Below are 14768 nucleotides of genomic sequence, written 5' to 3'. Positions count from 1 at the left end.
GCGAGGGGGGAGCCGCCTCGATCAAGAAAACACGCCCACCGTGTCGCACACTACGCCGTCCCTCACCACAGCCCCTCGCGTGTCGCCGGGTCCACCGCCGCCGCCTGCTGTTCCAGCGTGGCGCGCAGGGGGCGCCCATCCGTGCGTGTCTCTATCGGTTCACGATTTCCCTCAGGGCTGCTCGGTGGCGGGCACGTGTGCCAAGTCCAAGACCGGGCTGTCCTTGACCAGATAGGGGCGCAGTTCATTCCAAGGAATGGTGACCGTCGTCAGCTTGTCGAAGCCCGGCTGAAGGTCGTCGTAGTTGAACAGGAGGGTGAGGCCTTGGGCATCGAAGCGCCAGTTTTCAGGTTTCACAATGATCTTTTTCAGTTCCTTGGGGCTGTTGATGGTATCGAAATAAGGGGGAGAGGAAACACGGCCGCGTTTCTTCAATTCCGCGTAGGCCCGTTGGCTGAGGAAGGCTTGCCAATGGCTGCCGGCCAGGAAAACACGGCTGGCCGGCATTTCCCGCCCTTCCTTCATCAGATAGAAGTGGCTGTGGTTGCCGGTTCCGGCCGTTCCCGCGCCGTGGCCGTACTCGTAGGTGGCGGTATCGAGTACCAACAGGCTGTCGGTATAGGCGATCAGCTTCGTCCAATTGCCCTCATCCATCGACGCGCCCGGAGCGTCCGCAGGGATGTCAGGCGTGGCGATTTGCGCCTCGATGTCTTTCAGTCTGGCGTAGGAACGGATGTGCGTGTTCGCTTGAGCATCTTGGGGATCGGTCACCACCAATTGCGGCAGGCTGACTTCTTCGGTATCGGCCTCGCGGCACAATTCCGATCTATTTTCAGGTGGTGTCGATATGAAGTCTTTGTCCGGTCTGATATCTATCCGGCTTATGTAATAGAACATGTGACCATTCATATATTCAGTTATGGGGTCTTTTCTATCTATCTCACCCCTGTAATTATCTCGCAGGCATTTGACCTCATCGTCGATCGTATAATGCTGATCGTCGTTCATAGCCCGCGCGACCGGACCGCATTTACGCTCGATATAATTCAACCAATATTCATGATTGCGGGCCAATTGTTGCGCCGCATCGGGTGGTACCCCGGCGATGTTTTTCTGGAAAAGGGTTTCCACCGTTCTTGCCAGTGTCGATAGCGTGGCGTCGCTGCAAACGACCCTTTCCCGCTCGCTGTCCGCACTGGCGCAAGCGGTTTCGGTGGCGGAGACGGTGGGGCCGTGGAGCAGCATCCAGGCGACCAGGAGGGTTCGATAGCGACGAGGCACAATATAGCTCCGATCCATATGAATAGGCTTTAAATGAAATCGGCATGAATTCTCGCAGCCTCGCACGTTAAGCTGTAGGTTGCCACAACACCTCCCGCGTCGAGGGATCGAGAAAAGCCGCCTGCCGTTCCAGCGTGGCGCGCAGGCTTGGGCCCATGCGCGCTGTCGGCATGGGGGCATAGCCCTGGCGGCGGAACCAGGGGCCGTTCCAGGGCGGGGCCTTGAAGGTGGTCAGGGTCACGGCCCCGGCGCCCAGCGCGCGGGCGTCATCCAGGGCCTGGGCCAGCAAGGCGGCGCCGATGCCCTGGCCGGCGGCCTCCGGCGCCACGGAGATGTTGGCGATGTACAGCTGCCCGTCCTGGGGGTGCAGCAGGATGAAGCCGGCGGGCGCCCCGTCGCGGTCGGCCACCCAGACAGTGCCCGCCATCAGGCGTTCCAGCGCGATGGGCGGGCGATCGGCGATGAAGGCCAGGCCCGGCCAGGTGGCATAGCGCCGGCGGGCGGCGGTCTCCAGCGCTTGCAGGGTGGGCAGTTCATGCGGGTGGGCGGGACGCAGGGGAGCCGTCACCGCTTCCTCGCTCCGCTGTGGGCCGCCACCCAGTCGGTGATCAGCTCCAGAACCGGCGGGGCGATGGTCTGGGGGATGCGGGCGTATTCGGAGGGTGCGCCGGTGTCGGCCGGCTGGAACAAATGGTTGAGGCCCGGCACCTCACGCACCTCGGCCAAGGGGTCGTCGGCCAGGGCCGTGCGCAGGGCCGGCAGGTTTTCGCGCGCCGCCACCTGCAAATCCTTGGACCCCACCAGGGCCAGCACGGGCAGGCGCAGGGTGCGCAGCGCCGGAGCGGGGTCATAGGTCAGGAACCAGCGGTACCAGGGCTTGGTCACCGCCTCGATCAGGTCTTCGGAGGTGGCGATGCGGTTGTCGCCGCCGATGACGCCCCCTTGTAGCAGCAGGCGCAGGCGGGCACGGGCCCGTTCCGCATCCGGCTCCTCCTTCAGGATGGCGTATTCGCGGCGGTCCAGATCCACCAGGCGCTCGGCGCCAGCGGCGCCCACGCCCGTGGCCCCGGCGATCAGCCGCTTCTGGCTCAACAGGATGTCCTCCCCCGGCAATCCCGGGCCAGCCATCAGCACCAGCCAGGCGATAGCGGGATCGCGGTTGGCCACCATGGGGGCGATCAGGCCGCCCTCGCTGTGGCCGATCAGGCCGATGCGGGCAGGGTCGATCTCCGCCCGCGTGCGCAGGAAGGCAACGCCAGCGGCGGCGTCGGTGGCGAAATCGGGGGTGGTGGCCGCGTCGAAATCGCCGGTGGACTGGGCCACGCCGCGGTCGTCCACCCGCAACACGGCGATGCCCCGGCGGGTCAGCGCGTCGGCCAATACCAGGAAAGGCTTGTGCCCCTCCATCGTCTCGTCCCGGTCCTGCGGCCCGGAGCCGGTGATCAGCAAGGCGGCGGGGAAGGGGCCTTTTCCCGGTGGCAGGGTCAGGGTGCCGGCCAGCCGCACGCCCGGTGCCGCCGGATTGGGATAGGCGACCTCGACCGCCCGGTAGGAGAAGGGCGGGTGGGGCAGTTGCGGCCGCGCCCGCTCCGCCAGGATTTGCGCCGTGGTCAGCCGGGTCAGGGTCAGCGGCCTGATTTGGTGGCCTTGCGTCCAGGTGCCGATGAGGCTTTGTCCATCCGGCGCCAATGTGCCGCTGAAGCCGCCCAGCACGGCGGGAATGTCGAAGGTGACGGCATCACCATTCCGGGCGATGCCGGGTATGGGCACGCCCATGACCTGCTGGTCGACGCTGTCCAGCGTGCCGGCCAGGTCCGGCCCGATGCCGCCGCCGCCCGCGGCGCCCGTTGGGCCCGCCAGCGTGGCCGCCACGTGGAACACCAGGCGCAGGCGGGTCAGGCCCGTGTCCAGCGTGCCTTGCCAGTCGCCGGTCAGGATGGCGGCGGGGGTGTCATGCGGGCCGCCTTGGGTGGCCGCGTGCGCCGGCGGGCCGCCCAGGGCGGCCCCCATCAGCATGCCCAACCCTGCCCGTGCCCACCGCCGCACCGTCCGCCGCTCCTCCGCTGGTTCCCGCACGGATGCGATAAGCGTGGCGTCGGGCGGCGGCGCTGTCCAGAGGGCATCCGATAGGATTCAGGTGGTGATGGCGGTCGTCCGCAGGGTGGGGCGGAAACGGCGGGTGGCCAGGAACCCCGCCACCGCGAACAGCAGCAGCAGCACGCCCTCCGCCGCGCCAAAGGGTGGCTCGCTGCCCGTGGGCGCCAGCGCGTGCAGGGCGGGCACCTTCAGGAAGGACTGGGCGACGGCGACGAAGGCCAGGAGGAAGACGCTGGCCGTCAGGCTGGCGGCATAGATCCAGCGCCAAGGCCCGCGCAGGGCGAAGGCGTACAGCGCGGCGGTGGCCAGGGCCAGGATCAGCAGCGACAGCAGTCCTACCCCGTGCGACGGCAGGAAGCCGGTGAAGGGAAAGCCGAAGCCGGTGATGTCGGTCAACACTGCCGTCGCCAAGTACAGGGCCGTCAGCGCCGACGGCACCCGGCTGCGGAACAGGGCGGCGGTCAGGATAATGCCGACCACCAGCGCCAACAGGCTGAGGTCGGTATGGAAACCCACATAGCTGATCGGATCGAACATGGCGGGGCGCCCTTTCTGCGATGCTGTGGGGTTAATCTACCTTCTCTCTGTCGCGCGGTCTTGTATCGACGGACCCTCTTCACGGATCATGGGCGCCAATGCCGGGGCCGGAACGACGGCCCCGGCAACGGGAAGGCGGCAGGCGGCCTATGATCGACAAGTTGGAATTTTTCATCGCGCTCGCCCGCGAGCAGCATTTTGGCCGCGCGGCGGAGGCCTGCGGCGTGACGCAGCCCACCCTGTCGTCCGGTTTGAAGCAGCTGGAGGAGCAGCTGGGCGTGCTGCTGGTCAACCGCGGCGCCCGCTACATGGGCCTGACCCAGGAAGGGGAACGGGTGCTGGATTGGGCGCGGCGCATCGTCGGCGACGCCCGCGCGATGCGGCAGGAGGTGCGGACCCTGCGCCATGGCCTCAGCGGCCATCTGCGCATCGCCGTCATCCCCACCGCCCTGGCCATGGTGCCCATCCTGACCACGCCCTATCGCGAGCGGCACCCGGGCGTGCGCTTCACCGTCCTGTCGCGCACCTCCATCGAGATCCTGCACCTGCTGGAGGGGCTGGAGATCGATGCCGGCCTGACCTACCTGGACAACGAACCCTTGGGCCGGGTGCGCACCGTGCCGCTGTACCGCGAGCAATACCGCCTGCTGATCTCCCGCGACAGCCCGCTGGGCGACCGCGCCCAGGTCAGCTGGTCCGAGGTGGGGGAGGTTCCGCTGTGCCTGCTGACGCCCGACATGCAGAACCGCCGCATCATCGACCGGCTGCTGGCCATCGCCGGCGCCACGTCGGCCCCCACCCTGGAATCCAATTCCATGATCGTGCTGTTCTCCCACGTCCGCACCGGCAAATGGGCCAGCATTATGCCCGAGGTGCTGACCACCGCCTTTCATTTCCCGGAGGAGATCCGGGCCATCCCCATCGTCGACCCGGCGGCGGTGCATGACATCGGCCTGGTGGTGCCCTATCGCGACCCCATGACGCCCCTGACCGCCGCCCTGGTCGCCGAAGCCAAGAAGGTGGGGCGCACCTTCGGCGCCCCCATGGCGCCGTGACGGGTTGAAAAGCAAAAAGCCCCGGGGATCGATCCCGGGGCTTTCCAGCGACACCTCTTGTGGGGCGGCGGTTCAGCTCTGCGCCACCAGCTTCTGGCGCACGCTGGTCAGCAGTTCGCGGGCCTCTGCCCGGCGGCCGGCATCCCATACCGGCTGGGCCACCGACACCGGGGCCTCCAGCGCGTGGGTCAGCACCTTGGCCGAGCGCTCGTACTCGCCCTGCTGCGCCAGGAATTCACCATAGAAATAATTGGCCTCCAAGCCGTTGGGGCTCAGCGTCACACCACGCTCCAGATACTTGCGGGCCTTGCTGTCACTGCCGAAGCCGATGGGGAAGCCTGGCATCAGATAGTAGAGGGAGCCCAGATTGACGGCGGCGGCGGCGTCCAGGGCGGTGGGATCGATCTGGTCCGCCTGCTCGAACAGATCGCGGGCCTTGCGCACCAGCTCCAGCGAGCCGGCGTTCTGCTCATACCCGGCGATGCTGCCCAGGATCAGGCCGGTGGTGATCAACGGCTCCGCCCGGCCGGGAAAACGGCCCTGGATGTCGGCCGCGCGGGCCAGCAGGTCGCGCATCTTGGCGGCTTGGGCCTTGTCATCATGCATCTGATACTTGATGACCGACCAGTCGCGCAGCAACTGGGTCACGTCCTGCGTCATCGCCACATCGGCCGGCAGCGGGGCCGCCGGGGCCGCGCCCACCGGGGACGGACTGTCGACCGAGGCGGCGTGAACCGCGATCGGGGCGGTCAGCATCAGGCCCAGCAGGGTTGAGGTCAGAAAGAGCAAGCGCGTACGCATGATCCACGTCCCGATGACGGGCGTCCGGGCCTCGGGCGTCCTAGAGGGTTTCAAAAAACCTGGCGGGTCGGGCGGTTCCGGACCGGGCCAGATCGATAGACCTTTTCTATCGCAACACGGAACTGCTTCGTTGATTAAGCCCGGGCGATAGCCAACTTCTAATGACAGGGAGTTTGCCCAAGAAGTGAGGCTTCTGCTGTGACGTCTGCCACAACTCATACCGCCTGGGACCGCGAAAAGGCCGCGGAAGTCATTGCGGCGCATCGGAATCTTGAAGGGCCTGCATTGCCGATACTGCATGCCTTGCAGGAAGCATTCGGCCATGTGCCCCAGGACGCCGTGCCTCTGCTGGCCGACGCGCTGAACCTGTCGCGCGCGGATGTCCACGGTATCGTCAGCTTCTACCATGATTTCCGCGAGGCGCCGGCCGGCCGGCACGTGGTGAAGGTCTGCCGGGCGGAGGCCTGCCAGTCCATGGGCGGCCACGCCCTGGCGGAAGGCCTGCTGCGCCGCCTGGGCCTGGAGTGGGGCGGCACCACCGCGGATGGCCAAGTGACGATTGAGCCGGTCTATTGCCTTGGCCTGTGCGCCAGCGCCCCGGCGGCCCTGATCGACGGCCGACCCCTGGGGCGCCTGACCCGCGAGCGGCTGGACGCCGCCGTGAACGAGGCCCGTGCCGATTGGGCGACAGCATGACGGACCCCGGGATCATGACGCACCGCATCTTCATTCCGCGCGACGTGGCGGCCCTGGCCGTGGGCGCCGATGAGGTCGTGGCCGCCGTGCAGGCCCAGGCAGCGGCCCTGGGCGCCCCGGTCGCTATCGTGCGTACCGGCTCACGCGGCATGTTCTGGCTGGAACCGATGGTGGAGGTGGAGACGCCCCAGGGCCGTGTCGCCTACGGCCCGGTGCAGGCGCAGGACGTGCCCGGCCTGTTCGCCGCCGGCTGGCTGACGGGCGCCGTCCATCCCCTGCGCGTGGGCCGGCCGGAGGAGCATCCCTTCCTGGCACGGCAGACGCGCCTGACCTTCGCCCGCTGCGGCATCGTCGATCCATTGTCGGTGGCGGACTACAAGGCCAACGGCGGTTATCGCGGCCTGGCCAAGGCCATCGAAATCGGCGGGGCGGCGACGGTGGAGGCGGTGACCAAGTCCGGCCTGCGCGGTCGCGGCGGTGCGGGCTTCCCCACCGGCATCAAGTGGAAGACCGTCCGCGACGCTCAAGCGGACCAGAAGTACATCGTCTGCAACGCCGACGAGGGCGACAGCGGCACCTTCGCCGACCGCATGATCCTGGAAGGCGATCCCTTCTGCCTGATCGAAGGCATGACCATCGCCGGTTTGGCGGTGGGTGCCACCCGGGGCTACATCTACTCCCGCTCCGAATACCCGCACGCCAACGCCACCATGGGCAAGGCGCTGGAAATCGCGCGGGCGTCCGGCCTGCTGGGCCGCAACATCCTGGGCAGCGATGTGGAGTTCCATCTGGAACTGCGCGTCGGCGCCGGCGCCTATGTCTGCGGCGAGGAGACGGCCCTGCTGGAAAGCCTGGAGGGCAAGCGCGGCGTGGTGCGGGCCAAGCCGCCGTTGCCGGCGCTGAAGGGGTTGTTCGGCCGGCCCACCGTGGTCAACAACCTGCTGTCGCTGGCCACCATCCCCGTCATCTTGGATTTGGGCGCCCAGCACTACGCCGACTTCGGCATGGGCCGGTCGCGCGGCACCATGCCCATCCAGCTGGCGGGCAACGTCCTGCATGGCGGCCTGTTCGAGACGGCCTTCGGCCTGACCTTGGGCGAGATCGTCATGGAAATCGGCGGTGGCACGGCCAGCCGGCGCCCCGTGCGCGCTGTGCAGGCGGGCGGGCCCCTGGGCGCCTACCTGCCACCCAGCCAGTTCGACACGCTGTATGATTACGAGGCCTTCGCCGCCCGCGACGCCCTGATCGGTCATGGCGGCCTGGTGGTGTTCGACGACACGGTGGACATGGCGCACATGGCCCGCTTCGCCATGGAGTTCTGCGCCGAGGAATCCTGCGGCAAGTGCACGCCCTGCCGCATCGGCTCCACCCGGGGGGCGGAGGTGGTGGACCGCATCCTGGCGGGCCGCGACGTGGCCGCGAACATCGCGTTGCTGGAAGACCTCTGCAACACTATGAAATTCGGATCGCTCTGCGCGCTGGGGGGCTTCACGCCCTATCCGGTGCTGAGCGCCATCCGCCATTTCCCCGAAGATTTCCATACCCGTGATTCCCGGCGCCGGCACCTGCCGGCCGCCGCTGAGTAGAGGAGGGTCCGGCCATGGGCTTGGTTCCTGAGATCGACTACGGCACCCCGCATCCCCGCGGCCTGAAGGGCGATACCGACGCGAAGATGGTCACCCTGACCATCGATGGTGAGACGGTGACGGTGGCGGAGGGTACCTCCATCATGCGCGCCGCCATGGACAGCGGCGTGACCATCCCCAAGCTGTGCGCCACCGACATGCTGGACGCCTTCGGCTCCTGCCGGCTGTGCCTGGTGGAGATCCAGGGCCGGGCGGGCACGCCCGCCTCCTGCACCACGCCGGTGGCGCCTGGCATGGTGGTGTCCACCCAGACCGACCGGCTGAAGCGCCTGCGCAAGGGGGTGATGGAACTCTACATCTCCGACCACCCGCTGGACTGCCTGACCTGTGCCGCCAACGGCGATTGCGAGTTGCAGGACATGGCCGGCGCCGTTGGCCTGCGCGAGGTACGCTATGGCATGGAGGGGGCCAACCATCTGGGCCAGGCCAAGGACACCTCCAACCCCTATTTCACCTTCGACCCGTCGAAGTGCATCGTCTGTTCCCGCTGCGTGCGGGCCTGCCAGGAGGTGCAGGGCACCTTCGCCCTGACCATCCAGGACCGGGGGTTCGAGAGCAAGGTCTCGGCCGGCATGGATGAAGACTTCATGGACAGCGAGTGCGTCAGCTGCGGCGCCTGTGTCCAGGCGTGCCCCACCGCCACGCTGATGGAAAAGTCGGTCATCGAGATCGGCCAGCCGGAGCACTCGGTCGTCACCACCTGCGCCTATTGCGGCGTCGGCTGCAGCTTCAAGGCGGAGATGCGCGGGACCGAGCTGGTGCGCATGGTCCCCTACAAGGATGGTGCCGCCAACCGCGGCCATTCCTGCGTGAAGGGCCGCTTCGCCTGGGGTTACGCCACGCATCGTGAGCGCATCCTGAAGCCCATGATCCGTGCCAAGATCACCGATCCGTGGCGCGAGGTGTCGTGGGAGGAGGCGATCAGCCACACGGCGTCGGAATTCAAGCGCATCCAGGAGAAGTATGGCCGCATGTCGGTGGGCGGCATCACCTCCTCCCGCTGCACCAATGAGGAGACCTACCTGGTGCAGAAGCTGGTGCGCGCCGGCTTCAACAACAACAACGTCGACACCTGCGCCCGCGTCTGTCATTCCCCCACCGGCTATGGCCTGGGCACAGCCTACGGCACGTCGGCCGGCACGCAGGATTTCGACAGTGTGGAGGACACGGACGTGGTCATGGTGGTGGGGGCCAACCCCACCGATGGCCATCCGGTGTTCGGCTCCCGCCTGAAGAAGCGCTTGCGCCAGGGCGCCAAGCTGATCGTCGTCGATCCCCGCCGCATCGACCTGGTCAAGACCCCGCACGTCGAGGCCGCCTATCATCTGCCGCTGCTTCCCGGCACCAACGTCGCGGTGATGACCGCCATCGCCCATGTCATCGTCACCGAGGGCCTGGTGAACGAGGCTTTCGTACGCGAACGCTGCGACTGGGACGAGTTCCAGGACTGGGCCGCGTTCGTGGCCGAGGAACGGCACAGCCCGGAGGCGGTGGAGGTCTATACCGGTGTGCCGGCGGCCGACCTGCGCGCCGCCGCCCGCCTTTACGCCACCGGCGGCAACGCCGCGATCTATTACGGCCTGGGCGTGACGGAACACAGCCAGGGCTCCACCACCGTCATGGCCATCGCCAACCTCGCCATGGTCACGGGCAATCTGGGCCGGCGCGGCGTGGGCGTGAACCCCCTGCGTGGCCAGAACAATGTCCAGGGCAGCTGTGACATGGGCTCCTTCCCTCATGAACTGCCGGGCTACCGCCATGTCGGCGACGAGGCCACCCGCGCCATCTTCGAGGACATGTGGGGCGTGACCCTGGAGAAGGAGCCGGGCCTGCGCATCCCCAACATGCTGGACGCGGCGGTCGATGGCAGCTTCAAGGGCCTGTACGTGCAGGGTGAGGACATCGTGCAGTCCGACCCAGACACCCACCATGTCACCCACGGCCTGGAATCCATGGAATGCGTGGTGGTGCAGGACCTGTTCCTGAACGAGACGGCGAACTACGCCCATGTCTTCCTGCCGGGCTCCACCTTCCTGGAGAAGGATGGCACCTTCACCAACGCCGAACGCCGCATCAACCGCGTGCGCCGGGTCATGCCGCCGCGCAACGGCTATGCCGATTGGGAAATCACCCAGCTGCTGTCCAACGCCCTGGGCTACCCCATGAACTATGGCCATCCGTCCGAAATCATGGCGGAGATCGCGGCCACAACGCCGGGCTTCCGCAACGTCACCTACCAGCTGCTGGAGGAGAAGGGTTCCGTCCAGTGGCCCTGCAACGACCAGGCGCCGGACGGCACGCCCATCATGCACATCGGCGGCTTCGCCCGGGGCAAGGGTAAGCTGGTGCTGACGGAATACATCCCGACGGACGAGCGGACGGGCCCGCGCTTCCCCCTGCTGCTCACCACCGGCCGCATCCTCAGCCAGTACAATGTCGGCGCTCAGACCCGGCGCACGGCCAACAGCGAATGGCACAAGGAAGACCGGCTGGAAATGCACCCGCACGACGCGGAGAATCGTGGCGTGCGCGATGGCGACTGGGTAAAGCTGCAAAGCCGTGCCGGCGAGACCACCTTGCGCGCCCTGATCACCGACCGGGTGTCGCCGGGCGTGGTCTACACCACCTTCCACCATCCCATGACGCAGGCCAACGTGATCACCACCGACTATTCCGACTGGGCCACCAACTGCCCGGAATACAAGGTGACGGCCGTGCAGATCAGCCCCAGCAACGGCCCGTCCGACTGGCAGGAGAAGTACAAGAGCCACAGCGACCTCAGTCGCCGGATCATCAGCGTGGATGCGGCTGAATGACGGACCGCGTGCCGCCGGCGCCCCCGACACTGCCGGGCGCCAGTGTGCCCGCCGCCCGCGTCGCCTGGCGGGAGGGTGTTTCTTGTGACGGGACCCGGGTGGTGGCGGAGGAGACGGCGGTGGCCGTCAGCTATGATCAGGCCGCCTATGCGGTGCTGATGGCCACGCCCCGGGATCTGGAGGATTTCGCCCTGGGCTTCAGCGTGACCGAGGGCATCATCACCGGCCGTGAGGATATCGCCGAGCTGGATATGGTGGTGGTGCCGGAGGGGGTGAACGTCCGCCTGTGGCTGGCCACGGCGCCGGGGGAGGCGCTGGAACGCCGCCGCCGCCGTCTCGCCGGGCCCATGGGCTGTGGCCTCTGTGGCCTGGAGAGCCTGGCGGAGGCGACACGGGCGTTGCCCGTGGTACCCCAGGGCTTCGTCGTTGATGCCGATCAGGTGGCGGCCGCCCGCGACGATCTGGCCAACCACCAGCCGCTGTTCGAGGAGACGCGTGCGGTCCATGCCGCAGGCTTCTGGCTGGCTGGAACGGATGGTGGGCCTGGCCACATGGTGGCGGTGCGCGAGGATGTGGGCCGCCACAATGCATTGGACAAGCTGGCCGGCGCCCTCATCCGCAAGGGGGTTGACGCCGCCGCCGGCATGGTGGTGATGAGCAGCCGGGTATCGGTGGAACTGGTGCAGAAGGCCGCCGCCATGGGCGTGCCCATGCTGATCGCCGTCTCCGCCCCCTCGGCGCTGGCCATCCGCACGGCGGACGCCGCCGGCATCACCCTGGTGGCGGTGGCGCGGCGGGACGGGTTTGAGGTATTCACCCATCCCGGCCGCGTCAGGCCCGGGCAAGGCACTGGAACGCAGCAGGGGAACGTACGGCATGTCGCCTGACAAACTGGTCTACATGGCCAATCAAATCGGCAAGTTCTTCGTCACCCAGCCGGGCGACAAGGCCGCCGCCGGCATCGCCAACCACATCGCCAAATTCTGGGAGCCCCGGATGCGCCAGACGATCCAGGACTATGTGGCCCAGGGTGGGGGCGGCCTTGACCCGGAAGTCCTAAAGGCAGTGGAAAGTTTACCGAAAGTAAATTAAGCTATCTGTAGTACAAAAGAACAATACCCAGTTGGTTATGGTGGCGCTCCAGGTGGGCGACCATTTGATTTCCATCGCCTATATAAAATAAAACTGGAGGCGCCAATGAGCGTGGGAGCTGCGGATTCCACCAGTGCGGGCCCGGTGGGCTCCATCCTTGACCGCGAAAGAATAGTCGCGAAGGCGGGCTTTAATCGGTGGCTGGTGCCGCCGGCGGCGCTGGCCATCCATCTGTGCATCGGCATGGCCTATGGTTTCAGCGTGTTCTGGCTTCCGCTGTCCAAGGCGCTGACCGGCACGGATGAGGCGGCGTGCAAGACCATCTCCCTGATGGCGGCGCTGACCACCACCACCTGCAACTGGCGGGTGGCCGACATCCAGATCATGTACACCCTGTTCTTCGTCGTGCTGGGCTCCTCCGCGGCATTGTGGGGCGGCTGGCTGGAACGCGTGGGGCCCCGGCGTGCCGGTGTCGTCGCCGCCTTCTGCTGGTGCGGCGGCATGGTGGTGTCGGCGGGCGGCATCATGGCCCACCAGATGTGGCTGCTGTGGCTGGGTGGCATCATCGGGGGCGTGGGCCTGGGGTTGGGCTATATCTCGCCCGTCTCCACCCTGATCAAATGGTTCCCCGACCGGCGCGGCATGGCCACGGGTATGGCCATCATGGGCTTCGGCGGCGGCGCCATGATCGGCTCACCGCTGGCCAACCTCCTGATCAACCAGTTCAAGGGCCCCAACGAGGCGGGCGTGTGGCAGACCTTCCTGGTCATGGCCGCCCTCTACTTCGTCTTCATGCTGGCCGGCGCCTTCGGCTACCGCATTCCGCCCGCCGGCTGGCGTCCGGAAGGCTGGGTCGCGCCTGCCGCGGCTCAGCGGGCCATGATCACCCATGGCCACGTCCATCTGAAGAACGCGCATCGGACGCCGCAGTTCTGGCTGATCTGGGCCGTGCTCTGCCTGAACGTCAGCGCCGGCATCGGCGTCATCGGCATGGCCTCGCCCATGCTGCAGGAAATCTTCGCCGGCAAGCTGATCGGCCATCCCGAACTGGGTTTCGACCAGCTGGATCCGGGGCAGAAGACGGCCATCGCCACCATCGGCGCCGCCTTCGCCGGCCTGATCTCCTTGTTCAACATCGGCGGCCGTTTCTTCTGGGCCTCCATGTCGGATAAGCTGGGCCGCAAGGCGACCTATTTCATCTTCTTCGCCCTGGGCTTGGTGCTGTACGCGGCGGCCCCCAGCCTGGCGCGGTCCGGCAGCGTCGCCCTGTTCGTGCTGACCATCGGCGTCATCCTGTCCATGTACGGCGGCGGCTTCGCCACGGTGCCGGCCTATCTGGCCGATATCTTCGGCACCCAGTTCGTCGGCGCCATCCACGGCCGGCTGCTGACGGCCTGGTCGGTGGCGGGCATCGTCGGCCCGATCCTGGTGGGCTATATCCGCGAGGCCGAACTGGCGCTGAAGGTGCCGAAGGACCACGTCTATGACGTCACCTTCTACGTCCTGGCGGTGTTCCTGATCCTGGGCCTGCTCTGCAACTTCGCCATCAAGCAGCTCTCGGCCAAATGGTTCATGAGCGATGCCGAGGTGGCAAGCCTGCAGGCCAAGACGGCCAGCGCCGCGGCCGCTGGCGGTTCCTTCGGCATTGGCCGGGGGGGGCTGGACGGCCCGGCCATCCTGGCATGGCTGGCGGTCGGCCTGCCCATCCTGTGGGGGGTGTGGACCACGCTGCAGAAGGCGGCGCCGCTGTTCAATTGACGCGCAAGGGGCGGCCCAACATAGCCGCCCCTTTACTTCTAACCCCTTACTCTTTTTCCAGGCCTGCGACCGGATGGCCGCGCCCGCTGGCAAACTTAAAATTACTGCGCGGTCCAGCCGCCATCCATGGGCAGCGGCACGCCGGTCATCTGCGCCGCGGCGTCGGTGCAGAGGAAGGCCGCCAGTTCGCCCAGCTCTTCCGGGGTGGTGAACTTCTTGGACGGCTGCTTTTCCGACAGCAGCTTCAGTTCGGCGTCCTTCTCGCTGATGCCGTCCTTGGCCGCCATGTCCTTGATCTGCTTTTCCACCAGCGGGGTCAGCACCCAGCCGGGACAGATGGCGTTGGCGGTGATGTCCAGTTCCGCCGTTTCCAGGGCCGCCACCTTGGTCAGCCCCACCACGCCGTGCTTGGCCGCGACGTAGGCCGACTTGTTGGGGCTGGCCACCAGGCCGTGGGCGGAGGCGATGTTGATCAACCGGCCCCAGCCCTGTTTCTTCATGTAAGGCAGGGCATAGTGCATGCCCCAGAACACGCCGGACAGGTTGATGGCGATGATGGCGTTCCACTTGTCCTCGGGGAAGTCCTCGATGGCGGCCGTGAACTGGATGCCCGCATTGCTCACCAGCACGTCGATGGACCCGAAGGTCTCCACCGTCGTATCGATCATCTCCTTGATGGCGGAGGGCTTGGAGATGTCGGCGGCGTTGTAGGCGGCGCGCACGCCGAACTCGCTTTCCAGGCCGCTGCGGATCTTCTCGATCTCCGCGGCGTCGCCGAAGCCGTTCAGCATGATGTTGACCCCTTTGGATGCCAGGACGCGGGCGATGCCCAGGCCGATCCCGCTGGTGGATCCGGTAACGACGGCGGATTTACCCTTCAGCATGACTACCCCTTCGGTTGAGGATGTGCGGTGTGACACTCGTATCGGGCATATCAGATGGCATCGGGCGACCGCCGCAGGGACCATCGCCGCCCCTGATATAAGGCC

The 14768-nt window shown here is 66.9% G+C and carries 13 protein-coding genes; 7 read left to right on the top strand and 6 right to left on the bottom strand.

Going from position 1 to position 14768, the window contains the following annotated elements; all coding sequences use genetic code 11:
- Positions 1–171: 171 nt before the first annotated feature.
- From FHS74_RS16585 to FHS74_RS16570, 4 genes are all read right to left on the bottom strand, one after another.
- Positions 172–1281, bottom strand: coding sequence for a DUF3298 domain-containing protein (locus tag FHS74_RS16585; protein ID WP_184802543.1), 1110 nt, complete (start codon positions 1279–1281; stop codon positions 172–174).
- Between the two features lie 67 nt (positions 1282–1348).
- Entirely contained in the window at positions 1349–1849 is a 501-nt protein-coding gene (locus FHS74_RS16580; protein ID WP_184802542.1) for a GNAT family N-acetyltransferase, read from the bottom strand.
- A complete protein-coding gene (locus FHS74_RS16575; protein ID WP_184802540.1) occupies positions 1846–3297 on the bottom strand; it encodes an alpha/beta hydrolase in 1452 nt (483 codons plus the stop codon). The genes FHS74_RS16580 and FHS74_RS16575 overlap by 4 nt, the downstream gene beginning before the upstream one ends.
- Before the next feature lie 117 nt (positions 3298–3414).
- Positions 3415–3915, bottom strand: a complete 501-nt coding sequence (locus tag FHS74_RS16570) for a hypothetical protein (RefSeq protein ID WP_184802538.1) — start codon at positions 3913–3915, stop codon at positions 3415–3417.
- A 149-nt stretch (positions 3916–4064) separates the two neighbouring features.
- On the opposite strand from FHS74_RS16570, the gene FHS74_RS16565 reads away from it, so the two are divergent.
- Positions 4065–4970 carry a LysR family transcriptional regulator gene (locus FHS74_RS16565; protein WP_184802536.1) on the top strand — a complete coding sequence of 302 codons (906 nt, stop codon included), beginning with the start codon at positions 4065–4067 and terminating at the stop codon, positions 4968–4970.
- 72 nt (positions 4971–5042) lie between these two features.
- Here FHS74_RS16565 and FHS74_RS16560 read toward each other — a convergent pair whose 3' ends face one another.
- Positions 5043–5771: a tetratricopeptide repeat protein gene (locus tag FHS74_RS16560; RefSeq protein WP_184802534.1), complete on the bottom strand. Its 729-nt coding sequence runs from the start codon at positions 5769–5771 to the stop codon at positions 5043–5045.
- Positions 5772–5969: 198 nt separating this feature from the next.
- Between FHS74_RS16560 and FHS74_RS16555 the strand changes: the two genes are divergently transcribed.
- From FHS74_RS16555 to FHS74_RS16530, 6 genes are all read left to right on the top strand, one after another.
- The gene (locus FHS74_RS16555; protein WP_184802533.1) at positions 5970–6467 is read left to right on the top strand and encodes a formate dehydrogenase subunit gamma; all 498 of its coding nucleotides are present in this window, start codon (positions 5970–5972) and stop codon (positions 6465–6467) included.
- 14 nt (positions 6468–6481) lie between these two features.
- The gene (locus FHS74_RS16550) at positions 6482–8053 is read left to right on the top strand and encodes a formate dehydrogenase beta subunit (RefSeq protein ID WP_184802531.1); all 1572 of its coding nucleotides are present in this window, start codon (positions 6482–6484) and stop codon (positions 8051–8053) included.
- 14 nt (positions 8054–8067) lie between these two features.
- A complete protein-coding gene (gene fdhF / locus FHS74_RS16545) occupies positions 8068–10929 on the top strand; it encodes a formate dehydrogenase subunit alpha (RefSeq protein WP_184802529.1) in 2862 nt (953 codons plus the stop codon).
- Entirely contained in the window at positions 10926–11816 is an 891-nt protein-coding gene (gene fdhD / locus FHS74_RS16540; RefSeq protein ID WP_184802526.1) for a formate dehydrogenase accessory sulfurtransferase FdhD, read from the top strand. The genes fdhF and fdhD overlap by 4 nt, the downstream gene beginning before the upstream one ends.
- On the top strand, positions 11806–12021 hold the full coding sequence (locus FHS74_RS16535; RefSeq protein ID WP_184802524.1) for a formate dehydrogenase subunit delta: 216 nt from the start codon (positions 11806–11808) through the stop codon (positions 12019–12021). Before fdhD ends, FHS74_RS16535 begins: the two co-directional genes overlap by 11 nt.
- A gap of 105 nt (positions 12022–12126) precedes the next feature.
- The gene (locus FHS74_RS16530) at positions 12127–13779 is read left to right on the top strand and encodes an OFA family MFS transporter (protein ID WP_184802522.1); all 1653 of its coding nucleotides are present in this window, start codon (positions 12127–12129) and stop codon (positions 13777–13779) included.
- Positions 13780–13880: 101 nt separating this feature from the next.
- On the opposite strand, the gene FHS74_RS16525 is transcribed toward FHS74_RS16530, so the two are convergent.
- Positions 13881–14663 carry a 3-hydroxybutyrate dehydrogenase gene (locus tag FHS74_RS16525; protein WP_184802520.1) on the bottom strand — a complete coding sequence of 261 codons (783 nt, stop codon included), beginning with the start codon at positions 14661–14663 and terminating at the stop codon, positions 13881–13883.
- Between the last annotated feature and the right edge of the window lie 105 nt (positions 14664–14768).

The sequence above is a fragment of the Nitrospirillum iridis genome, from assembly GCF_014205765.1.
In the GTDB taxonomy this organism is placed as follows: domain Bacteria; phylum Pseudomonadota; class Alphaproteobacteria; order Azospirillales; family Azospirillaceae; genus Nitrospirillum; species Nitrospirillum iridis.
This window is presented reverse-complemented; position numbering and strand designations above follow the sequence as displayed.

Coding starts and splice junctions, on each gene's coding strand:
- FHS74_RS16575 (WP_184802540.1), bottom strand. CDS start 3,297: ATGCTGATGGGGGCCGCCCTGGGCGGCCCGCCGGCGCACGCGGCCACC.
- FHS74_RS16570 (WP_184802538.1), bottom strand. CDS start 3,915: ATGTTCGATCCGATCAGCTATGTGGGTTTCCATACCGACCTCAGCCTG.
- FHS74_RS16565 (WP_184802536.1), top strand. CDS start 4,065: ATGATCGACAAGTTGGAATTTTTCATCGCGCTCGCCCGCGAGCAGCAT.
- FHS74_RS16560 (WP_184802534.1), bottom strand. CDS start 5,771: ATGCGTACGCGCTTGCTCTTTCTGACCTCAACCCTGCTGGGCCTGATG.
- FHS74_RS16550 (WP_184802531.1), top strand. CDS start 6,482: ATGACGCACCGCATCTTCATTCCGCGCGACGTGGCGGCCCTGGCCGTG.
- fdhF (WP_184802529.1), top strand. CDS start 8,068: ATGGGCTTGGTTCCTGAGATCGACTACGGCACCCCGCATCCCCGCGGC.
- fdhD (WP_184802526.1), top strand. CDS start 10,926: ATGACGGACCGCGTGCCGCCGGCGCCCCCGACACTGCCGGGCGCCAGT.
- FHS74_RS16535 (WP_184802524.1), top strand. CDS start 11,806: ATGTCGCCTGACAAACTGGTCTACATGGCCAATCAAATCGGCAAGTTC.
- FHS74_RS16530 (WP_184802522.1), top strand. CDS start 12,127: ATGAGCGTGGGAGCTGCGGATTCCACCAGTGCGGGCCCGGTGGGCTCC.
- FHS74_RS16525 (WP_184802520.1), bottom strand. CDS start 14,663: ATGCTGAAGGGTAAATCCGCCGTCGTTACCGGATCCACCAGCGGGATC.